Here is an 18,793-nt window from a genome sequence, read left to right as displayed (position 1 = left end):
AGGCTAGTGTGGTCATCCCTCATGAAATCGCTCAGCCCCCTTGCCGGCAAAACTATTCTTATCATCGGTGAACCGGGCTTCCTTTCGGATGGCGCCAAACAGGCATTGATCGCCCGTCAGGCTTCGATCACCGGGCCCATCGTCGTCTCCACGGCGATGGATTGCTTGAGCGAGGGCCTCGAGTTCGAGGCGGCGATCATTGACGTCAGGATCTCCGACGAGGCTATGCTCTGGCTGAATGAATGGCTGGAGACACGAGGAATACCCTTCGTCTTTGCGCATGATCAGCGATCAAAGGCACCTGCCGGCGGCTTTATTCTCAGCGGCCGTCGCGCCGATATTGACGCGATGATCACAGCGTTGTTCGGGCCGGACCTCTCCTACTATCATTGAGGGTGTCTGCTTCCGTACAGTTCGGCGGGGAGAGTTGTATCGAGTATCATCGGGTCCCATTATCAGAGGCTACGATGGAAACATCGGCATCAGGAAAGATGCTATGCCCAACTGTCAGTCCATTCATCTGAAAGCCTTGGATTCAGCCGATCTCGGCCGATTGCGGGCGATCTTGAAGGTGATCAGCTGCGAAGCCGATGAACCGTTGCGCGGCCCGGCAATGCAAAGGATCGCGGTATTGTTGATCGGACTCTATCGTCACGGTGTAACGGACCACGATAAGCTGCTGTCAGTCGGCCGTCTGGCGCTGGCGCAGAAGGCGCCCGGCGTAGCTGCTGCGATCGTAACGGGCGCTCGCAGAACGAAAGGCGCAATGGCCGGATCGTAAAGTGGAATACGAGCCCGGCGGCGGCTGCATTGATGTCAACGCGCAAGCTGCCTGCCGATCAAACGCCGATATTCTTCCTCGGCCGCCCCATAGGAGCCGTGCGCCTCTTCGATCAGGCCCCGCCGATTGAGAATGACGATCTGCCGCCGCGTAGAGCGGATCAGACCCTTGCCTTCGAGCAGGTGCAACGCGACGGTGACGCCGGCGCGGCGTACACCAAGCATGACTGCGAGGAATTCATGGGTCAGCCCGATGGTCATGCCGTCGGTGCGGTCGTGAACCATCAGCAACCAACGCGCAAGCCGTTCCTCGAGTTTCGCGTGGCCATTGGCAAGAACCGTCGACGTCGTTTGCGCAAGCAGCGCCTGGACATAGGCGAGAAGAAGACCGCGCAGGGCCCGGCTTTCTTCCATCGCCGCCGAGAGGATACGCGCCGGCAATTTGAAACCGTGCCCGGAGACCTGCATGAACGTTCGATTGGCGGACTGATCGCCGCCGAGGATGACGGCGGCGCCGGTCATGCCTTCGCGGCCGACAATGCCTACCTCGATGTCGCGCCCGCCGGGGAACCGCGCCACGATCGAGGCAAGGCCGGATTCCATTATGTAGACGTCACTGACCGGCGTATCCTCCGTCTCCAGAATCTGGGGGACCTCAAGAGCAACAGGCTCCAGATGCGGCAGCAGAAGCTCACGCTCTTGCGGACCCATGGCGCGCAGCAGTTCATTGCGAAAATTCAATTGTTCGTCGTCCATATCCATCCACGCATCGATGATCATGCGATCGTCGTTGCGGGCGAACCTAACCATCTAGAATCATTGAGCAATGCACTGTGCAATAGCGTACAGAGGCAATCGCCGCCACCGCGTCGGTCCTGATCAGCCGTCAAGCGGTGCGAGCGTTCGCAAAATCCACTCCCGGACAAGGGCGTTTGCCTTGGCCGCCAGCTTCGTTGGGAGCCGATTGAAGCCGTGGGGGGCATCGGGAACGACGACACAGTCGGCGTTGCCGCTCTGCTCCTGCCACTGCCGCGCCATCGAAAGACTGTCGTCGACGATAGGATCGAGCGCGCCTGCAATGAGCAGGGCTGGGGGTAGTCCCGAGAGATCGGCAGACAAAGGCCCCTCGGCCTCCCGTCCCGAAAGGCTCCGCGTCAATCGCCGGAGGTTATGAAGCGCCGCCGGACCGTCGATGATGAGGCTCGTGCCTGTGGAGCGCCGCAGACTGTCCGATCCGGTCAAATCGAAGGCGCCGCAAACCGAAACAAATCCTGCGACGGCGCCAGCCCTGCCGCGCTCGCGCAGATGAAGAAGCGCTTCGGCGGCAAGATGCGCGCCGGACGATTCGCCGCCGATGATGATGCGCTCGACCTGAAGTTCGCCTAGATGCTCGACCACCCACTCGACCGCCGCCTTGCAGTCCTGCAGCGTAATGTCGAGGCGATCATCGATCGCGTTATGAAAGTCGACGCCTGCGACCATCATTCCGCATTCCGCCGCGATCGGGCGAGTGATGCCGTCATCGAGGCGGGCATTTCCCATGACCCACGCGCCGCCGTGGAAGTGAACGTAAAGGCCACGGCGAGAGCCTGCCGGAAATAGCAGCCTCAGACGGAGCCGCCTGCCATCGATGAGGATGGTGCGGCAGGCGACTTCGCCACGGCCGATCAATCCGTCGGAAAGCAGGAACTGTGCTGTGCGCACCGCGGCCTGCACGGTCTTGGCGTTCCAGCGACGGTTGGTGTGATATCGGGGAAGAAGCCTGAGCAGAGCATTGAGCCTGCGCGCGCGGCCGCTTTCTCGACGGGTCACCGGCAGCAGGCACAAACCCGGTGCCGTTGCTGGCGCAGCCTTCTTCACTTCGAGGCCAACCCCTGAATTCTGGTGAGATGCATTCTGAGGTCCGGCAAAATCTTCTGCGCTGCGCGCTTCAGCGCGCCGTCCGGGCCCTTTTGCGCGTAATCGGCAAAAAGCGTGACAGCCTCCTCGTGCGCCGTCACCTGCGTCGAAAGATAAGCCTGGTCGAGGATTGACGCGTCGCTTTGCCGAAGCGCTTCAAGCTTCTTGCTGTGCTCGTCGTCGATCGCGGTGGGCAGCGCAATTCCGTCCTCCCTGGCTGCGTCGGCAAGCATCGATCCCGCGCGGCCATGATCCTTCAGCATGTCGTCGGCAAACCCTCTGGCGTCCTGAGCCTTGCCCTTGGCAGTTTCGATCTTTGCTGCCTCCACTTCGAACATGTTCGACGTGGCGGCGCTGTGACAAAAACGGTCGCTTTGCTGCGAGCGGCATCGTCGGCAGCCAAGCCGGGTGCGGCCGTCAACAAGAGAAGGCAAAGCTTGGATATCAGCCGCATGATTGTTCTCCTCGTCCTTGATCCACCGACGTCGCGATTGCGAACGCAACCCAACAATCGGATGCGGGGACGGTTCCGGACGTTGATGGCATCCGGCGCTTGAATCTTCTTCGGAACCAGGAGCAGCCCCTGCAGTTAGACCGGGGCGAAAAAGGAGCACTGATATGGCAGAGAGCGAAATTCGCGATGTTTTCGTCGCAGGCTTGAGAAATGCGCACGCCATGGAAAACCAGGCGCTAAGCATCATGAAACCGCAATTGAAACGGATCGAGAACTATCCTGAAGTCGCTGAAAAGCTCGATCGGCATATTCGCGAAACCGACGGGCAGATCGTGCGGCTGGAAGAGATCCTCGATGGATTGGACGAGGACAAGTCGACCCTGAAGGATATGGTGCTTTCCTTCACCGGGTCCGCGGCTGCACTCGGTCATGCGGTTGCCGGCGACGAAATTCTGAAGAATGCCTTTGCCAATTTCGCCTTCGAGAATTATGAAGCTGCCGCTTATAAATCACTGTTGGCGATTGCCGAGGCGGGCGGATACGGAACGGCGACGACGGGTCTTCAGGCAAATCTGAGCGAGGAGCTCGCGATGGCGGAATGGATCAATGGCAATCTGGTCGCCCTCACGACAAAGTTCCTGTCGCTGCGCCAGTCGGGTGAAACGGCCAAAGTGTAGGTCTTGGCCGTCAGCGGCTCACCGGTCGCCAGAGCGGAACCAATCACGCTCAAGCAAGTTGAAATGACGAAATCGGCCAATGACGGCGCCACGCTGCCTGCAGATCCCGCACTCGTAGGAGGGCGATATGGCAGAAACGACCATGCAGCCTAGAGAGAATTGCTTGCTCGGCCTCTTGCCGAAAGCGGAATATGAAGCGGTTGTCGCCCATCTCGAACCCTGCGCCACACCCCGCGGTTACGTTATCGTCCCGGCAGACGCCGCGATCGAGCATGCCTATTTCCCATGCTCGGGCGTAGGCTCGGTCATCAATATCTCGCCTGAGGGCAATCGCGTCGAAGCGGGGCTGTTCGGCCGCGACGGCTTTGCACCGGTGGCGGCGGCAATAGGTGCAAGCATCAGCGTCCCTGAGGTCGCCGTCCAGGTGCCGGGTTTCGCATATCGCCTGAGGCAAAGCGCATTGCTGGATCTGATGAAAACGCAGCCGTTCTTCGCCGCCCTCCTCCACAAGGCCGCTCATGTTCTGGCAACGCAGGCCGGCTTCACCGCGCTGTCCAACGCCGTCCATGAGATCGATGAGCGGTTGGCCCGCTGGATATTGATGTGCCACGACAGGATCGACGGCAACGAACTCGCGCTGACGCATGAGTTCATCGCCTTGATGCTGGCGGTGCGGCGGCCGAGTGTCACCACCGCCCTGCATCTGCTCGAAGGTTATCGGTTCATCCGCTCCGTCCGCGGCATGGTGATCGTCAGGAATCGCGCCGGCCTGGAGGACTTCGCCGCCGACGCCTATGGCAAGGCGGAGGACGAATATGAGCGGCTGATCGGGCCTCTCAGAAAACCGAAGCGCGGCCTTATCGACGTACCTATCCCGCGCCCCGTTTGAGCAAGCGGGTCGAAGCTCTGTCGATGACTTATATTCCCGCATACCATTCATAGCCGCGATCTTCCCAGAATCCGCCATTGCCGCCGTAAAGCTGACCGAGATCGGCGACGGCCTCGATGCGGGTCAGATATTTCGCCTGCTTGTATCCGAGCTGCCGCTCGACCCTCAGCCGCAGCGGCGCTCCATGCGCCACTTCCAGGTCGCGGCCATTCATCGAATAGGCAAGGATCGTCTGCGGATGGAAGGCGTCAACGAGATCGACGCTCTCATAGTACCAACCGCTGCCATCAAGCGTCTTTTCGTATTCGTCGGCGCAATGGAACACGATGTAGCGCGCCTCCGGCTTCAGCCCGACCGACTGCAGCAGGGCGCCAAGCGGCAGGCCCGTCCATTTGCCGATCGCGCTCCAGCCTTCGACGCAGTCGTGCCGGGTGATCTGCGTGCGCGACGGCATCGCCTTCAGCTGCGCGAGCGAGAGCTGCGACGGCTTTTCGACAAGCCCGCCGACGTCGAGCCTCCAGGTCGAGAACTGCCGGCTCATCCAGTCGAGATATTGCGGGTTATCGGGCATGCTGGTGCCGTTCGAGCGGAAAACCGGCGACAGATCGGCCTCGGTGAACTCACGGGCGAGCGCGGCGTCACCAAGCAGGAAGCGCTGCGTTTTCATGCTGAAGCGCTCGGCGATCTTCAGCACCGATTTCGTCCGGTCGCTTTCGACCAAAGCGTCGCAGCCGCTGAGACCCATTGCAGAGGCGGTGAGGGCCGAGCCGACCAGGAAGCGGCGGCGGGTGATCAGACGGCTCATCATTTCTCTCCCTGTTCGATGGCGTAGTAGCCGGTGATCATCGAACGCAGATTGTTGAACACACCCGACAGGACCACCATGACGATATGCACGATGACGAAGGCGACGAGCGAGAAAGCCGTGAGGAAGTGCACGGTGCGGGCCGATTGCCGTCCGCCGAAGACATCGAGCAGCCAGGGCGCAACGGCATTAAACCCCGGCGACATGGTGAGACCTGTCGCAATCATCAGCGGCAACAACAGGAAGATCACCACGAGATAGGTCAATTTCTGCAGCGTGTTGTAGTGCCGTGCCTCGGGCCCCTTCGGAAAGCGCAACCGGGCGTGGTTGACGACCTCTTGGCCGAGATGGGTAAGCGCCAGTTCACTGCGGGCGGGCGCCAGATCCCGCCGGAAATGCCGGCTGATCAGCCCATAGGCCAGGTAGGCAAGGCCGTTGACGACGAAGAGCCAGGCAAAGAAGAAATGCCAGCGCCGACCGCTCGACAGATCCTGATAGCTCGGAAGCGTCAACCAGCTTGGAAAACCTCTAGCCGTCGCCTCGCCTTCAGCCGTTGAGAGGCCAAGAAAGCCCGTCGTGTTGAAAGTAAACGAGCCGATATGCGTCAGCCCTTTCACCCGGGCACCATCTTCGACGGCTTCCATCGCGATGAAGGAGGGGTCGTTGTCGGCGCCGTACTGGCCCCAATAGAGCGCCGGATGCGCGTTGAATATCTGCAAGCCGCTGAACAGCAGCACGGTGAGGCAAAGCACGTTCACCCAATGCGACAGGCGCACGACAAGGCTGTGGCGGTATATAAGCATGCGGCCGGTTTTCGCGCCGGCATCGATCGTCGCCATGATCTTTCTCCGAAGGTCGGACGTTTCGAGAGGAGGAGACGCGGCCGCAGCGGATAGAGTTTCAGCGGCCGCGCAGATTGCTATTTCATCGCGTCGCAGCTCTTCATCATGTCGGCCTTTTTCATCGCGTCCTTTTCCATGCCGGCCTTATGCATGCAGTCGGTCTTGGTGCCCGACATCTTCATCGCATCCTTCGACATCGCGCTGCTTTGCATCGCATCCTTTTTCATCGTGTCGTTCTTCATCGTGTCGGACTTCATGGCGTCCTCCGCCGAGGCGGCGCCGGCAAGCGAAAGACCGAGGATGAAGGTGCAAGCTGCGAGACGGGAAAAAAGCTTGGTCATGGAACTCTCCTGAAAGGATTTTCGTGTCCACCGGCGACTTGCCGATGGCTCACATCCGGTTATTCGAGGGAGTGTCGGCATGCGTTACAGGCTCACGCGCATGTGATAGAGCTGTGATGACAAAATTGTTTCGATCTTTCCTGTAACCGGTTGGCCGTTTCTGCGAATGAATTCCGTGACAGCATGACAACCGCCCATTCGGAAGAAGCCCTGAAAGCATTGATGCTTCTGTCCCTCGATGGGGACGAGGCAGCCTATCGGCGTTTGCTGACCGCCTTGCGCGTGTTGCTTGTCGGCTATTACGGCCGCAGAATGGCGGCGGCGACGAAAGCGGATATGGAAGACCTGGTCCAGGAGACATTGCTGGCGCTGCATTCCCGTCGGTCCACATATGACCGTGAAAGACCGTTCACCGCCTGGTTCTTCTCGATCGCCCGCTACAAGCTGATCGACCATCATCGCGGCCGCGGCGGACGCAGGCTGGCTGAGACCGAACTTGGCGAGGAGATCGAGAGCGGGTTCAGCGAGGATACGCTGACGGCCCGCATGGATGTCGAGCGATTGCTTGACGGGCTGCCGCCGCGGCAGCAGGAACTGATCCGGCAGGTGAAGCTTGAGGGCCAGTCGGTCGCCGATACCGCAACCCGCACAGGCCAGTCTGAATCGGCGGTGAAAGTCGGTATCCATCGCGCGCTGAAGGCGCTCGGGGAGAGATTGCGAGGCGTATCGTGACAAAGACGGATGACATCATCGAACGCTTGGCAAGCGATCTGAAGGCGGTCCCGCGCCAAGCACTGCGGCGCCGCTTCGCGCTCGGCATAGTCCCTGCCCTCTCGGTCTCCCTGCTGCTGATGCTGATCGGTCTCGGCCTCAGGATCGATATGCCCGACGTGTTGATGCTGCCGGTTTTCTGGATCAAGTCGGCCTACAATGCCCTCATTGCCGTGGCGGGCATCGTCGCCGTCTATCGGCTTTCCCGCCCTGATGGTTCCGAGGGCGGCTTTTTTGGTTTGCTTGCATTGATCTTCGCTGCCATGGCGGCGGTCGCAGCCACCCAGCTCATGACGGCTCCGGTTGAAACCTATCCGGTCCTGATTCTCGGCTCCTCGGCGCTCCACTGCCCGCTCTTGATTTTCGGTTTCGCGCTACCCGTTTATGCCGGTATTGTCTGGGCACTACGGCGGGCAGCGCCCTCGGATCTGCAGTTGACGGGCTTCGTCGCCGGCATTGCCGCGGGAGCGGCCGGCGCCTGGGTTTATTCCTGGTTCTGCACTGAAAACGGCATGCCTTTCGTGCTGATCTGGTACACGCTCGGTATCCTGATCACGGGCGTTCTCGGCGCCCTTACCGGGCCTCGCCTGCTCCGCTGGTGAAGCCCTTGTCACCCTGTTGACTGGAACATTCCGCCTTTCGGCTGGTTCGAGAGCCGAAGGAGTGGAAGATGAACCACGAATCGGATCGTCGCGCTTTCGCAATCTATATCGGGGCTATCGTTTTGGTCGGACTACTGATCGTGCTCGGCGCCACACTTTCCTGGAACGCTAACGGCATAAGCGATCACGGCACACAGTTTTCGAGGGAAGCCAAGCCGTGATGAAACGGCCCAAAGACGACCCGGCCCCGGTGAATGGGCTGAGCGCCGAGCAGCAGCGGAACGGGCTGAAAACCTTATGGTTGGCCGTCGCCCTGTTCGCCACAACGATCGCCATCGCTTTTCTGCTTTACGTCTCGATCCTCGCCTACGCTGTGATGCAGAGGATGTGAGCGGTCGCGGTAATGTGCCGCCTCTATTTCTCTCTGCGGCGCGCGCTCAGCCGGAGCCGGATGGCGAAGTGATCGAGCGTGCCGGGCAGGTTGTCCACGGGCAACACGGGGTCGATCAGCGCAAGACCGCTCTCCGATAACACCGTGCCCACAGCAAGGCTTGCGATCGTCGGCACGAGATTATGTGCTGGGCAAATGACGGGACCGGCGCTGAAGGGCACGAGCCCGGCGTCCGGCAAAGCATCATTCTCTCCCCAGATGCTAGGTTCCATCCGATTGGCATAGAGAAGCGCGGGGTTTCTATGGAAGAAGGGAGCAAAGATGACGACGCCCGCGCCGCTCGGGACGATCCTGTCGGCGGATCTGATCTCTGTGGTCACGTGCCTGAGGATAGCGGGCGTCGCCGGCCAGAGCCGCAAGGCCTCGAGCAGGCAACTGCGCGTAAACGGACGATCAAGACGCCCGCCCATTGCCTCCTCCACGGCTGGGGCCCAATAGCTCGCATGGCTGGCGAGCAGGGCCAGCGTCCTCATGACGGCAATGCCGGCAGCATCGAAGGCGAACAGCCACTGAGCCACCTGGTCTTCCGGGGCGATCTGGTCGCTTGTCGGAAGACGGCCGACCAGGCTGTGCTTGTCTGGCTCGCCGAGATAGCCAGCGAGTTGCTGATGGAATAACGCAAGCTTGCGCCGGTCGACCCGGGCGGTAAACGGCCAGTTTGCCCGTTCTCGCAGTTCGTTTAAGGTTTCGGTCAATGTCACGTCGTTGCGCGCGCGCTCGCCAAGGACAACTCGCCGGACCACTCGCAACCAAGCTTGCGAAAAACCCAGCCAGTCGAGCTCATTCGGCCGGTTCGATCCGATGCCGCTGATTAGTTGCAGGAATTCCGCGTCGACGATACGCTTGAAATGAATCGAATATGGATGGAGCCGGTCTGCGGTCGCCAGAGCGTGTTCATGCGCCGGCCGAAGCTCGGCCCGCCGAGCGGTCGATGAAATCAGGACATTTTCCGGTTCGAAGTGCGCAAGGGCCGCATGCTTTTCCGCAGTTGCCGCGGCGAAAGGCTCGGGCGAGGATCGGAGCACGGTGGCAAGGTCTGCCGGATCCAGGATGAGGAGCTGTGGTCGGAATGGGATAGGCAGCAGAAGAGGTGACGGACCGTATTTGTCCTTCAGCCGCTGCATCTCTTTCACAGCCCTTATATGAAGGCTCTGCCGCTCCGCCAGACGCTCCATTGTCTGGCGGCGGATGATGGTGCCCTTGGCAACCGTCGGGACTATGACCCTCGTCATCACCCGAAGCGTATCGATCCACCCGGCGCGGTTCACTCTGGGAAAGATGGCGTGGCTTCGTGCGTTCATGGTATTTCAATCGGCAGCAGCAGGCCCTCCGCAGCGGATGGTCTGAAGTGATCCTATCGGCGGGGTTGGAACCAGCACCACGGCCGTTTTGTTCCGCCTCACAGGCCAAAGCCGGCGAAACAGCGCTCAGTCGACCAAGTTGTTTCCGAGCATCGCCACCAGGGATTCGCGGGCACGACTGACACGGCTTTTCAAGGTGCCGATCCGGCACCCGCACATTCTGGCGGCATCTTCATAGCTCGTTCCGGCGGCTACCAATGTCAGCGCGCGACGCCGGTCCTCGGAGAGAAGCGTCAACGCCCGCTGAAGCTCATGTTCCCGCAGCACCCACTCCTGGGTCGGCGCAATTGCGACCTGCTCCATCGCGGCGTCCATTCCCGACGGCTCGCGCTTCTTGCGGCGATAATTAGTGCAGAACGTATTTCGGAGAATGGTGAAAAGCCAGGATTTAAGTGAGGTGCCGGGCTGATAGAGATGGAGCGAGTTCAGTGCTTTGAGCAATGTTTCCTGCACAAGATCATCGATGTCGTCCTCGCTGCGCAGAAACCGTCGGGCAAAGGCGCGCAATGCCGGTGTCAGTTCGACGATCTCCAGCTCGATTGCGGACTTTTCTTTACATTGCGACGCGGAGCGTCCTGGGGGCAAGGAAGTCATTTTTTTCTCCCGGAATGTGAAGGAAAGTCGCTGACTGCCTATTCGTTGCCGTACGATACCGGACAGACGCCGAGGGCGGCGGGCAACTCCCGCCGGCCGAATGGAACCACCACCTCTTGCAATCGTTCGGTCATCGCCGCCCGATGCTGTCGGGCCGGCCTCTTCCTTGGCCGGATAGAGATGACGCCTCCGGCCGCGGAGGCGTCATATCCCCAATCGGAACATCCGACCGATGCGAGAGTTGTTTGTCGTCATGCACGCCATAGGAGGACCAACATGGCAACCGAGAAGACTTTGAATGATCTGTTTCTCGATACTCTCAAGGACATCTACTATGCGGAAAAGCAGATCCTGAAGGCTTTGCCGAAGATGGCCCGTGCCGCGCAATCGGAAGAGGGCAAGGCAGGGTTTCTGCAGCATCGCGACGAGACCCAGGCCCAGGTTGAGCGTCTCGAACAGGTTTTCGAAATGATCGGCAAGCCGGCCCGCGGCAAGACCTGCGAAGCCATTCAGGGCATCATCGCCGAGGCCGAAGAAATCATGGATGAGTTCAAGGGCACGCCCGCGCTCGATGCCGGCCTGATCTCATCGGCGCAGGCCGTCGAGCATTATGAAATCGCCCGTTATGGGACGCTGATCGCATGGGCAAAGCAGCTTGGTCTCAGGGATGCCGTGCCGCTGCTGCAGGCGACGCTAGCCGAAGAAGAAGCAACCGACAAGAAGCTCACACGGATCGCCGAGTCTTCGGCCAATGTGAAAGGCAAAGGCAAGGCGGCCTGAGCTCGTCCATTCAGCAACGGCCGTCTTCCCGGCGGTCGTGCTTTGCACCGGCTCATGCCGAGATCAAAGACCGAGCTGCCAGATTTCGGCCGCGATTACATTTCCCTCGGCTGCGATCAGACGCGCCGAGCTCACCCCCTTGAAGCCGGGCAGCCGTTTGGTTCCCGTCCAGCGGCCATCGTCGGCGAAGACTTCGATCGAGCCCGCATCGAGAAAGATCCGGATGGTCGACGGGCGTGCACCGGCGGCGATATAGCGGGGCGATGCCTTGGCATTCGCCACCGAGAAGGGAATGCTCAGCCCCTCGTCGTTCAACTGAACCGCGATCGTCGCATCGGGATGTTCGAGATCGAGGCGGAAAGCGTTGCCGGCTTGTCCGAGGGTGAGCAGGATTTCGACGGAGCCGTTGGCGAGATCGACGGTCTCGCCAACGAGAAGACTTACGGCATCCAGCCGGCGCTGCCGCAGGCTTTCGACAGCTGAGACCGGCGGCGTGATCAGCGCACCGCCTTGCAAAGCCAGCCGGCGCGGCAGGGTCATCGCCGTCGGCATGTCGAGTTCTCTTGATATATCCGTCCAGTTCGCAAGCCAAGCAATGCCGATCGGGCCGGCATCGTCGACGAAGGCCTGGAAAGCATAGGCATCGGTAGCGAAATCCAGTTCCTGTTCGAATTCCACCAGAAACCGCTGGCCATCGAACCGGCCGACGGTGGCAAGCGTCATGTTGCGCCGGCCGGTTACCGGGTCGCGGCTGGTCAGCAGGCCGAAGATCAGGGCCCAGCGCGTCGAAGGATCCTTCGCGGCACCGTCGAGCGGCACCATGCAGGGGCACTCCGCTGCGGTCATCCCGAAGCGGTTTTCGCGGTGAAGCATGCCGAGGAAGGTCCATCCCGCCGCCGCGGCCGGGTCATCCGTCTCATAGAGCAGAATGACGCCGCCCTCACGGTCGCGGGTCCCGAGCAGCATCTTCCACTTCTCGTCCGGTCCCTTAAAGACATAGGGATCGCGGAAATCGGTCGTCAGATCGAGGCCCGCGGGGCGCGCCGGCAGGATCAGCTTGGCCGGCTCGGCGGCCACCAGGTCGCGGCTGGCGGCGGTAAGCTGAACTTGCTCTTCCGGTTTGCGATCCTTCATGTGCTCGGTGAAGAAGATGCGAATGCCGGCTTCCTCGCCGGGGAGCGCGATCGCCGAGCCGGAAAATGCGCCGCCGCGCCCATCGGCCCGTGCGGCAAACTCGTCCGACGGAGGAAGAAACACCGGCAGATGTTTCCAGCGAAGGTAGTCGTCCGAGATCGCATGGCCCCAGTGCATGTTGTTCCAGCGAAGGCTGTGCGGATAATGCTGGTAGAAGAGGTGCAGCCTGCCGTCGAAACGACCAAACCCGTTGGGATCGTTCATCCAGCCGAATGGCGGACGGAAGTGGTAGCCGCCGGAAATCTCGGGTGCGGCGTTGGCAGGCCCGGTGTGAAGCAGCCGGATGCCGTCTTCCAGCACATGGGATTGGGCAAAAGCATAGAGGACCGAGAGTTCGGTCGTGACGGGATCATAGGCGAAAGCGGTCTCCCCGCCTCTTTCCAGCGTCAGCCGCCGGAATTGGAATTCATCGGAATTCGACACGTCGATGGCAGCGAACAGCTCGCCGCCGACGCAGACGCTCAGCCTTCCTGCGGCGCCGCCATGCGACGCCTTGATCCAGGCATGGATCGTGGACTCCGCGGGCAGGACGGCGCTGATCGTCTCCCGCCCCGCTTCATCGGACGGAGAAATCGCTTGGCTTGTCATCAATTCAACCTTTCACGGCAGACCCGATAAATGAGCTCACGAACCAGCGCTGGAATGCGAGGTAGAGCCCCAGGATCGGGATCATCATCAAAACGGAGGCCGCCATCGCCCGATCCCAGTAGATGCTGTCCTGCCCGAAGAAAGTGGCGATGGCCACCGCGATCGGCCGGGCATAATCGGTCTGCGTGACGAGGATCGGCCAGAGATACTGGTTCCAGGTCTCGATGCCCATGAGGATCGAGACGGTAGCGAGCGCCGGCAGGCTGAGCGGCAGGAAGATCGAGCGATAGGCCCGGAAAAAGGAGGCGCCATCGATCTCTGCGGCCTCCAGCAGCTCCTTCGGCAGCTGCGCGAAGAACTGGTAGAACAGGAAGATGTAAAGCGGGCTGGCGATCCAGGGCACGATCTGCACCGCGAAGGTATCGGACATACCCGCTCTGGAGACCATGATCACCAGCGGCATGATGATGCTTTCCTGCGGGATCACATAGAGCGCAATCACGATGGACAGAATGACGGCGCGGCCCTTGTGCGATCCCCAGGCGAGAACGAAGCCGGCCATCGAATTGACGATCAGGCCGGAGCAGACCGTGGTGATCAGGATGATCAGCGAGTTGATGAGGTAACGCCCGAAGGCGAGTTCGCCCGAGAGGTGGCCGACTTCGGCATAGTTGGAAAGCGTCGGGTTCGACACCCAGAAGGCCCGGAAGCTGCCCATGTCGGCGAGAATCTGGAACCGGTCGTCCTTGAGGCTCGCGACGACCAGCAGCAGCAAAGGCGAGACGATCACCAATGCGATGATGAAGATGCTGACGGTCTGCACGGTGCGCAGAATCCTGGTGGCTGAGCGGGGCCGTGCGGCGCGGGCCTCAGGGATCGAGAGAGCGAGATCAGACATCGAAGCGCCTCAGGAGCTGGCGCTGGATCAGCGCGATGACGAGAACGATCACGAACAGGATGACCGAGACGGCGGAGGCATAACCCATCTTCTGCTCTTCGAAGCCGCCCCGAACCATGTAGTGCACCACCGTTTCGGTGCTGCTCTTCGGCCCGCCCTGGGTGAGAATGGCGACCTGGGTATAGAGCTTGAAGGCCTGGATGGTGGTGATCACGAGAACGAAGACATGGGTCGGCCTGAGGCCGGGCATGGTCACATGCCAGAAGCGGCGGAAAGCATTGGCGCCGTCGATCTTGGCGGCATCGTAGAGTTCATCGGGAATGCCCTGAAGGCCGGCGAGATAGACGATCATCTGGAAGCCGTAGGCCTGCCAGGCCGAGAGCAGGACGAGCGAAAACATCGCCCATTGCGGATCGCCGAGCCAATCGATCGGCTGGATCGCGCCGCCGGAGAGGAAGCCGAGGATCTGGTTGAAGGGGCCTGTCGGATACTGGAACAGCGTGCCCCAGATGACGCAGACCACGACCATCGAGGTGATCGCCGGCAGGAAGAACATGCCGCGCAGCAGATTGCGGAACGGCAACTTCTGATGCAGCAGCAGCGCCGTCGCGAAGGCGAGGCCGCATTGCGCCGGAATGATCCAGAAGGTGAAGCGCGAGACGTTCCAAAGGGCCGTCCAGAAGAGATCGTCCTGGAAGATACGGATGAAATTGTTGAACCAGACGAACCGGACGGGCGTCGGGCGCGGCACCAGCGGCTGGTTGGTCATCGCCGTCCAGAAGGACAGGAGGAACGGCACGATCAGAAAAAGGGTCAACAGGATGACGGCCGGCGCCAGCATGGCGGCTTCCTGCATCAGCCGTCCCCTGTCATGGCGGCGCGCCGAGGCCTTTCGAACGACGGTCGAAGATGTCGATTGCTGCAGGACCATATGGCTCCTCCTTTCCCAACCTGACTGCCGGTCCCGCCCGACGATATCTGCTGGAGACATCGCCGGGCCGCGACCTGGCGGCGATGATGCCTATTGCTCGTCGCCGAATGGCGGATAGCCGTCGTTGTCCTCGATATCCTGGTCGATCTTCTTGGCGGCGGACGCCAGCGCCTCCTTCGGATCGCCGCCATTGAAGGCCTCGTCGACGGCCTGCATGAAGGCGGAGGTGATGGTCGGATAGGCAGGATGCGGCGGGCGGGCGACGGCTGTCTTCGATGCCTGCTCGAAGGCGATCGCCATCGGGCCACCAGGGGCATAGAGCGGAGATTCGGCAGCGAAGCTCTTCAGGCCGGGATAGCCGGACTGGCTGGCGACGTAAGTGCGGAACTCCTTGTCCTTCAGCAGGAAGCTGACGAACTTGCCTGATATATCGGGATGGGCCGACGTCTTGGTGACCGCCCAAATCCAGGTGCCGTCGGGGCTCGCGCCCTTGGCGCCGAACTTCGGAAGCGGCAGCACGACGATGTTGTCCTTCATGGTCGCGGCGGCCTCGGCATAGACCCAGTGTCCGCCAAGCGCCAGTGCTGCCGGATTGCCTTCGGCGAAGAACTGGTTGGTCCCGGCCGATTGAGGCACGACCCAGCCGTTCTTGACCCATTTCTGCATCATCGCCAGCGCATCGACGCAGGCGTCGCTATCGAGCGTGCCCTCGGATTTCCAGGCCTTGCGGTCGATGAGATCGCAGCCGGCCGATTGCAGGATCGGGCCATAGGCATAGGTGATCCATTCGGTCTTGATGCCGTAGCCGCGGAAGGTGTCGATCGGCCACTTCACGCCATCGAGTTTCGACAGCTTCTCGAGATAGGTTTCGAACTCCTCCCGGGTCCAGGCATCGTCGACGGATTTCGGGATGCGGGCGCCGATCGCTTCGAGATATTTCTTGTTGCCGTAAAGAACGACCGAGGAGTCGGTCAGGCCGATCGCATAGAGGTCCTTGTCGATCGGGTATGTGCCCTGGGCGATGTTGGACTCCGTCATGTCTTCAAGGACATCCTTGTCGATCAGCGGCTTGATGGGCTGAAGATAGCCCGACCAGACGTAATTGGCGAGGAACGGCGCATCGAGCTCCATCACATCGGGCAGCTGCTTGGCCATGACCGCGGCACTGAACTTCTCGTTATAGGCATCGTGCGGCGCATAGATGAACTGGACGTCGACATCGGGGTTGGCGGCCTCGAAGCGCTCGGCGACCTTGCCATAGGCGGCGACAAAACCGGGATCGCCCTGATGCATGACCTGGATGACGGTTTTCTCCGCGGCCTGAGCGCCCATGCCGGATAGTGCCGAGGACAGGACCAGAGACCAAAGTAAACGTTTACCCATTAGAATTCCTCCTCCATTTGAATTTACCTATTTCAATTTATACCGATGCCCGTTCCACCAGCTGGAACGGCAGTTTCTGCACCCCGACCGGAGCCCGGTCTTCGGCAAGCAGGATTTGCGCGGCCTGGCGGCCCATGGCGCGATGGGGAAGCGCCATCGTGGTCAGCGGCGGGTCGAGCCGCGAGGCGATCTCGACCTGGTTGTCGAAACTCGCAACGGCAACGTCGTCGGGAATGGCCGCCCCTTCGCGGCGCAGCGCGGCATAGACCTCCATGGCCACGCGGTCATTGCCGCACAGGATGGCATCGGGGCGCCGAGGACCGTTCATGAGCGCTTGCACATGCGTGGCCACGAGGCTGTGCGCCCGGTCGCTGTAGATCGCCTTGCTGACGGCGGGCAGGACGATGGCGCCGGCTCCGTCGATGCCGGCTTGATCAAGCGCCCGCCGGAAACCGAGTTCCCGGAGTTCGCCGGCGAGCAGCCCCGGCAGATTGATGAAGGCGATGTTGCGGCGGCCGGCATCGATGAGATAGTAGGTAATCTCCAGCGCCGCCCCCGTTTCATCGGGCACCAGCGAGGTGACGCGGTCGTTGGCATCCCGGCAATTGATCATAACGCCGACGGCATCGGCAAATTCGCGCGGCAGGTCGACACTCTTGTGATACATGGCGGCATAGGCGATCGCCCGCGGGCGAAAACGTCGCATTTCGTCGAGGATCGAGGCGATGCTCCTGTGGCCGCCAAGCGTCATGGCAAAGACAGCCATGTCGGCGGCGCGCACGGCGCCGTCGAGCCCCCTGATGATCTCGGTCGCAAAAGGCGAGGTGATCAGGTCGTCGGCGACAAGGCCGACGAGCGGCATCCAGCCCTGCCGCATGCTGCGCGCGGCGAAGTTGGTGACATAACCGAGCTCCTCAGCAATTTCCTTGATCCGTTGCCGGGTTTCCTCCGACATGCGCGCCGATCCGCCATGCAGTGCGCCAGACACCGTCTTGACGGAGACACCTGCGCGGATGGCTATGTCGCTGAGTGAGGCGGTCACGGGATCTCTTTGGGTTATCGATTACCCAATTGGATACCGATCGTTTTGCCGGGAGTCAAGTTGGGATGGCGTTGCTGAACGCAAATGCCGATTCCCGGAGCTTTGACCGAGCGCTCTGGTCAATTCAACCAGAATTCTTGCGATGTTCGAAAGTGAGAGTTTGGAAAGCGCGGTACACACGCGTAAAAACCCCGCCGAAGCGGGGTTTTTCCCTTAGGGTATCCTCAATTGTTGTGTGCAGCGCAGGCTTCGTCCATCGGCGTGGCGTTGCTCGTGCCGCCCTGCGTCTGGAGGTTTGCCGAGTTATCGACCGGGTTGGGGCACTTGGTCTTGTCCATTTTCATCGTGCCGCCGGTCGTGGAACCGGTCGTGGTGGTGTCGGTTGCCATCGGCTTTTTGGCCTTCGTGTCGCTGGTCGCGCCACCACCCTGATCGGCCTGGTTCTTGTCGATGGTGGCCCCGGCCGGCGCCGGGTTGGATTGGGCGAAAGCGGACGTGGCCATGCCCAGAGCAAAAAGCGAGGCTGCTACGAGTTTCATATGCATTGCGATTTCCTCCTTGGGGAACTTTGCCTTCTTGGCCTATCCACAACAACGACGGCAGGTCATTGTTCCGCCACCGCCGTTGACAAAATAGGCGGTAGGTCCGGAGCCTTCGACCGGAAGATGCCGCAGCGACAAACGTCTGATCGGGTGTGTCAGATCGTCCGGTCGAAGAGCGCCAGCGACCGGGTGTCCTTCAATCGGAAGACCTGGGCAGGCCGGTTGCTCGCCCGGCGCATTTCGCCCTCGATCGGTTCCAGGAAATCGGCTTCGGCGACGCGCTTTCGAAAGGCCGACTTGTCAAGCTTCCGGCCGAGCAGGTGCTCATAGACCGATTGCAGCTCGCTCAATGTGAAGCGGGCCGGCAGCAAGTGGCCGGGCAGGCTCGAATATTCGACCTTGCTGCGGATGCGGCCGAGCGCCTCCTTCAAGAGCGATAGATGGTCGAAGGCAAGCGACAAGCCGACGCCCTCCCCCTCGATTAGCCGCCATTCCGCCTCCCCGGCCATCTCATCCTGCCGTTCGGCGACGTCATCGGCCGAAAGCAGCGCGATATAGACAATGCTGATGCTCCAGCCCCTCGGGTCGCGGCCGCGGCTGCCCCTGGTTTGCAGCTGTTCGAGATAGGGTGTTTCGACCCCGGTCTTTTCCTTCAGCACGCGCCGCGCCGCAGCCTCGAGATCGGCGTCTTCATCGATATGGATCCAGCCGCCGGGCAAGGCCCATTCGCCGGAAAAGGGCGCGTTCGCCCGCCGCACGAGAAGCACGGAGAGGCCGTCCGTCGACAGCGAGAAGATCGCGAGATCGACCGTCGCGATCGGTTTGAAGGCGTCATTGTCATGCGTTGTCATGATGCGAACATAGCATGCGAAAGTCTTAGTGTAAATCTTCAACTAAGTTAGTTGACATTTATCACTAAGTCATGTTTTCTCCATTTCGACACGAGCAGGGGGCTCGTGCCAGGAACAA

24 protein-coding genes are annotated in these 18,793 nt (G+C 61.0%); 9 read left to right on the top strand and 15 right to left on the bottom strand.

All coding sequences use genetic code 11. The features are described from left to right. Nucleotides 1-21 precede the first annotated feature (21 nt). Together AMC88_RS27475 and AMC88_RS27470 are read left to right on the top strand one after the other, a co-directional pair. On the top strand, nt 22-393 hold the full coding sequence (locus tag AMC88_RS27475) for a hypothetical protein (protein ID WP_037113777.1): 372 nt from the start codon (nt 22-24) through the stop codon (nt 391-393). 103 nt (nt 394-496) lie between these two features. Then, complete coding sequence (locus tag AMC88_RS27470; RefSeq protein ID WP_064826320.1) at nt 497-781, top strand: hypothetical protein; 285 nt, start codon at nt 497-499, stop codon at nt 779-781. 35 nt (nt 782-816) lie between these two features. Here AMC88_RS27470 and AMC88_RS27465 read toward each other — a convergent pair whose 3' ends face one another. From AMC88_RS27465 to AMC88_RS27455, 3 genes are all read right to left on the bottom strand, one after another. Continuing rightward, nucleotides 817-1,536, bottom strand: coding sequence for a Crp/Fnr family transcriptional regulator (locus AMC88_RS27465; RefSeq protein ID WP_029531723.1), 720 nt, complete (start codon nt 1,534-1,536; stop codon nt 817-819). Nucleotides 1,537-1,659: 123 nt separating this feature from the next. Beyond that, the gene (locus AMC88_RS27460) at nt 1,660-2,640 is read right to left on the bottom strand and encodes an alpha/beta hydrolase (protein WP_237353203.1); all 981 of its coding nucleotides are present in this window, start codon (nt 2,638-2,640) and stop codon (nt 1,660-1,662) included. Continuing rightward, a complete protein-coding gene (locus tag AMC88_RS27455; protein ID WP_237353202.1) occupies nt 2,637-3,182 on the bottom strand; it encodes a DUF4142 domain-containing protein in 546 nt (181 codons plus the stop codon). Before AMC88_RS27455 ends, AMC88_RS27460 begins: the two co-directional genes overlap by 4 nt. Nucleotides 3,183-3,297: 115 nt before the next feature. Here AMC88_RS27455 and AMC88_RS27450 point away from each other — a divergent pair, with 115 nt between their 5' ends. Next, complete coding sequence (locus tag AMC88_RS27450) at nt 3,298-3,810, top strand: YciE/YciF ferroxidase family protein (protein ID WP_004671185.1); 513 nt, start codon at nt 3,298-3,300, stop codon at nt 3,808-3,810. A gap of 127 nt (nt 3,811-3,937) precedes the next feature. Further along, complete coding sequence (locus AMC88_RS27445) at nt 3,938-4,699, top strand: Crp/Fnr family transcriptional regulator (RefSeq protein WP_037113774.1); 762 nt, start codon at nt 3,938-3,940, stop codon at nt 4,697-4,699. Nucleotides 4,700-4,727: 28 nt separating this feature from the next. On the opposite strand, the gene AMC88_RS27440 is transcribed toward AMC88_RS27445, so the two are convergent. From AMC88_RS27440 to AMC88_RS27430, 3 genes are all read right to left on the bottom strand, one after another. Next, complete coding sequence (locus AMC88_RS27440; RefSeq protein ID WP_037113771.1) at nt 4,728-5,504, bottom strand: molybdopterin-binding protein; 777 nt, start codon at nt 5,502-5,504, stop codon at nt 4,728-4,730. Further along, the gene (locus AMC88_RS27435) at nt 5,504-6,343 is read right to left on the bottom strand and encodes a cytochrome b/b6 domain-containing protein (protein ID WP_064826319.1); all 840 of its coding nucleotides are present in this window, start codon (nt 6,341-6,343) and stop codon (nt 5,504-5,506) included. Before AMC88_RS27435 ends, AMC88_RS27440 begins: the two co-directional genes overlap by 1 nt. Before the next feature lie 80 nt (nt 6,344-6,423). Then, nucleotides 6,424-6,687: a pentapeptide MXKDX repeat protein gene (locus AMC88_RS27430; RefSeq protein WP_064826318.1), complete on the bottom strand. Its 264-nt coding sequence runs from the start codon at nt 6,685-6,687 to the stop codon at nt 6,424-6,426. A 183-nt stretch (nt 6,688-6,870) separates the two neighbouring features. On the opposite strand from AMC88_RS27430, the gene AMC88_RS27425 reads away from it, so the two are divergent. The 4 genes from AMC88_RS27425 to AMC88_RS33815 all read left to right on the top strand — a co-directional run bounded on the left by AMC88_RS27425 (nt 6,871) and on the right by AMC88_RS33815 (nt 8,451). Beyond that, nucleotides 6,871-7,419 carry a sigma-70 family RNA polymerase sigma factor gene (locus AMC88_RS27425; protein WP_037139068.1) on the top strand — a complete coding sequence of 183 codons (549 nt, stop codon included), beginning with the start codon at nt 6,871-6,873 and terminating at the stop codon, nt 7,417-7,419. Beyond that, nucleotides 7,416-8,060 (top strand): NrsF family protein, encoded by a 645-nt coding sequence (locus AMC88_RS27420; RefSeq protein ID WP_064830124.1) that lies wholly within the window; start codon nt 7,416-7,418, stop codon nt 8,058-8,060. Before AMC88_RS27425 ends, AMC88_RS27420 begins: the two co-directional genes overlap by 4 nt. 68 nt (nt 8,061-8,128) lie before the next feature. Continuing rightward, entirely contained in the window at nt 8,129-8,281 is a 153-nt protein-coding gene (locus tag AMC88_RS33820; protein ID WP_004671170.1) for a hypothetical protein, read from the top strand. Continuing rightward, nucleotides 8,281-8,451 (top strand): hypothetical protein, encoded by a 171-nt coding sequence (locus tag AMC88_RS33815; RefSeq protein ID WP_167355299.1) that lies wholly within the window; start codon nt 8,281-8,283, stop codon nt 8,449-8,451. The genes AMC88_RS33820 and AMC88_RS33815 overlap by 1 nt, the downstream gene beginning before the upstream one ends. Before the next feature lie 23 nt (nt 8,452-8,474). Here the strand turns inward: AMC88_RS33815 and AMC88_RS27415 are convergent, their stop codons facing one another. Continuing rightward, nucleotides 8,475-9,812 carry a cytochrome P450 gene (locus tag AMC88_RS27415; RefSeq protein WP_064830123.1) on the bottom strand — a complete coding sequence of 446 codons (1,338 nt, stop codon included), beginning with the start codon at nt 9,810-9,812 and terminating at the stop codon, nt 8,475-8,477. A 126-nt stretch (nt 9,813-9,938) separates the two neighbouring features. Continuing rightward, nucleotides 9,939-10,466 (bottom strand): sigma-70 family RNA polymerase sigma factor, encoded by a 528-nt coding sequence (locus AMC88_RS27410; RefSeq protein ID WP_064830122.1) that lies wholly within the window; start codon nt 10,464-10,466, stop codon nt 9,939-9,941. A gap of 276 nt (nt 10,467-10,742) precedes the next feature. Here AMC88_RS27410 and AMC88_RS27405 point away from each other — a divergent pair, with 276 nt between their 5' ends. Beyond that, nucleotides 10,743-11,246, top strand: a complete 504-nt coding sequence (locus AMC88_RS27405) for a YciE/YciF ferroxidase family protein (protein WP_012489630.1) — start codon at nt 10,743-10,745, stop codon at nt 11,244-11,246. 63 nt (nt 11,247-11,309) lie between these two features. On the opposite strand, the gene AMC88_RS27400 is transcribed toward AMC88_RS27405, so the two are convergent. The 7 genes from AMC88_RS27400 to AMC88_RS27370 all read right to left on the bottom strand — a co-directional run bounded on the left by AMC88_RS27400 (nt 11,310) and on the right by AMC88_RS27370 (nt 18,675). Continuing rightward, nucleotides 11,310-13,028 carry a GH32 C-terminal domain-containing protein gene (locus AMC88_RS27400; protein WP_064826475.1) on the bottom strand — a complete coding sequence of 573 codons (1,719 nt, stop codon included), beginning with the start codon at nt 13,026-13,028 and terminating at the stop codon, nt 11,310-11,312. Nucleotides 13,029-13,032: 4 nt separating this feature from the next. Then, nucleotides 13,033-13,926, bottom strand: a complete 894-nt coding sequence (locus AMC88_RS27395) for a carbohydrate ABC transporter permease (RefSeq protein WP_037139061.1) — start codon at nt 13,924-13,926, stop codon at nt 13,033-13,035. Further along, the gene (locus AMC88_RS27390; RefSeq protein ID WP_064820076.1) at nt 13,919-14,857 is read right to left on the bottom strand and encodes a carbohydrate ABC transporter permease; all 939 of its coding nucleotides are present in this window, start codon (nt 14,855-14,857) and stop codon (nt 13,919-13,921) included. The genes AMC88_RS27395 and AMC88_RS27390 overlap by 8 nt, the downstream gene beginning before the upstream one ends. Nucleotides 14,858-14,947: 90 nt before the next feature. Beyond that, nucleotides 14,948-16,240, bottom strand: a complete 1,293-nt coding sequence (locus AMC88_RS27385) for an ABC transporter substrate-binding protein (RefSeq protein WP_004671153.1) — start codon at nt 16,238-16,240, stop codon at nt 14,948-14,950. A 37-nt stretch (nt 16,241-16,277) separates the two neighbouring features. Then, entirely contained in the window at nt 16,278-17,282 is a 1,005-nt protein-coding gene (locus AMC88_RS27380; RefSeq protein WP_064830121.1) for a LacI family DNA-binding transcriptional regulator, read from the bottom strand. Nucleotides 17,283-17,506: 224 nt separating this feature from the next. Then, on the bottom strand, nt 17,507-17,827 hold the full coding sequence (locus tag AMC88_RS27375) for a hypothetical protein (protein ID WP_010023998.1): 321 nt from the start codon (nt 17,825-17,827) through the stop codon (nt 17,507-17,509). Between the two features lie 152 nt (nt 17,828-17,979). After that, nucleotides 17,980-18,675 (bottom strand): NUDIX hydrolase, encoded by a 696-nt coding sequence (locus tag AMC88_RS27370; RefSeq protein WP_004671147.1) that lies wholly within the window; start codon nt 18,673-18,675, stop codon nt 17,980-17,982. Nucleotides 18,676-18,793 lie beyond the last annotated feature (118 nt).

Source organism: Rhizobium phaseoli (assembly GCF_001664385.1).
Taxonomy (GTDB): Bacteria; Pseudomonadota; Alphaproteobacteria; order Rhizobiales; family Rhizobiaceae; genus Rhizobium; species Rhizobium phaseoli.
The sequence above is the reverse complement of the archived record's forward strand: the minus strand, read 5'-3'. Positions and strand labels throughout refer to the sequence as shown.

Excerpts from the sequence above, each read along its gene's own strand:
- AMC88_RS27395 (WP_037139061.1), bottom strand. The coding sequence starts at position 13,926 with ATGTCTGATCTCGCTCTCTCGATCCCTGAGGCCCGCGCCGCACGGCCC.
- AMC88_RS27475 (WP_037113777.1), top strand. The coding sequence starts at position 22 with ATGAAATCGCTCAGCCCCCTTGCCGGCAAAACTATTCTTATCATCGGT.
- AMC88_RS27390 (WP_064820076.1), bottom strand. The coding sequence starts at position 14,857 with ATGGTCCTGCAGCAATCGACATCTTCGACCGTCGTTCGAAAGGCCTCG.
- AMC88_RS27370 (WP_004671147.1), bottom strand. The coding sequence starts at position 18,675 with ATGACAACGCATGACAATGACGCCTTCAAACCGATCGCGACGGTCGAT.
- AMC88_RS33820 (WP_004671170.1), top strand. The coding sequence starts at position 8,129 with ATGAACCACGAATCGGATCGTCGCGCTTTCGCAATCTATATCGGGGCT.
- AMC88_RS27385 (WP_004671153.1), bottom strand. The coding sequence starts at position 16,240 with ATGGGTAAACGTTTACTTTGGTCTCTGGTCCTGTCCTCGGCACTATCC.
- AMC88_RS27470 (WP_064826320.1), top strand. The coding sequence starts at position 497 with ATGCCCAACTGTCAGTCCATTCATCTGAAAGCCTTGGATTCAGCCGAT.
- AMC88_RS27425 (WP_037139068.1), top strand. The coding sequence starts at position 6,871 with ATGACAACCGCCCATTCGGAAGAAGCCCTGAAAGCATTGATGCTTCTG.
- AMC88_RS27400 (WP_064826475.1), bottom strand. The coding sequence starts at position 13,028 with ATGACAAGCCAAGCGATTTCTCCGTCCGATGAAGCGGGGCGGGAGACG.
- AMC88_RS27435 (WP_064826319.1), bottom strand. The coding sequence starts at position 6,343 with ATGGCGACGATCGATGCCGGCGCGAAAACCGGCCGCATGCTTATATAC.
- AMC88_RS27440 (WP_037113771.1), bottom strand. The coding sequence starts at position 5,504 with ATGAGCCGTCTGATCACCCGCCGCCGCTTCCTGGTCGGCTCGGCCCTC.
- AMC88_RS27450 (WP_004671185.1), top strand. The coding sequence starts at position 3,298 with ATGGCAGAGAGCGAAATTCGCGATGTTTTCGTCGCAGGCTTGAGAAAT.
- AMC88_RS27465 (WP_029531723.1), bottom strand. The coding sequence starts at position 1,536 with ATGGACGACGAACAATTGAATTTTCGCAATGAACTGCTGCGCGCCATG.
- AMC88_RS27405 (WP_012489630.1), top strand. The coding sequence starts at position 10,743 with ATGGCAACCGAGAAGACTTTGAATGATCTGTTTCTCGATACTCTCAAG.
- AMC88_RS27415 (WP_064830123.1), bottom strand. The coding sequence starts at position 9,812 with ATGAACGCACGAAGCCACGCCATCTTTCCCAGAGTGAACCGCGCCGGG.
- AMC88_RS27410 (WP_064830122.1), bottom strand. The coding sequence starts at position 10,466 with ATGACTTCCTTGCCCCCAGGACGCTCCGCGTCGCAATGTAAAGAAAAG.
- AMC88_RS27375 (WP_010023998.1), bottom strand. The coding sequence starts at position 17,827 with ATGCATATGAAACTCGTAGCAGCCTCGCTTTTTGCTCTGGGCATGGCC.
- AMC88_RS33815 (WP_167355299.1), top strand. The coding sequence starts at position 8,281 with ATGAAACGGCCCAAAGACGACCCGGCCCCGGTGAATGGGCTGAGCGCC.
- AMC88_RS27430 (WP_064826318.1), bottom strand. The coding sequence starts at position 6,687 with ATGACCAAGCTTTTTTCCCGTCTCGCAGCTTGCACCTTCATCCTCGGT.
- AMC88_RS27445 (WP_037113774.1), top strand. The coding sequence starts at position 3,938 with ATGGCAGAAACGACCATGCAGCCTAGAGAGAATTGCTTGCTCGGCCTC.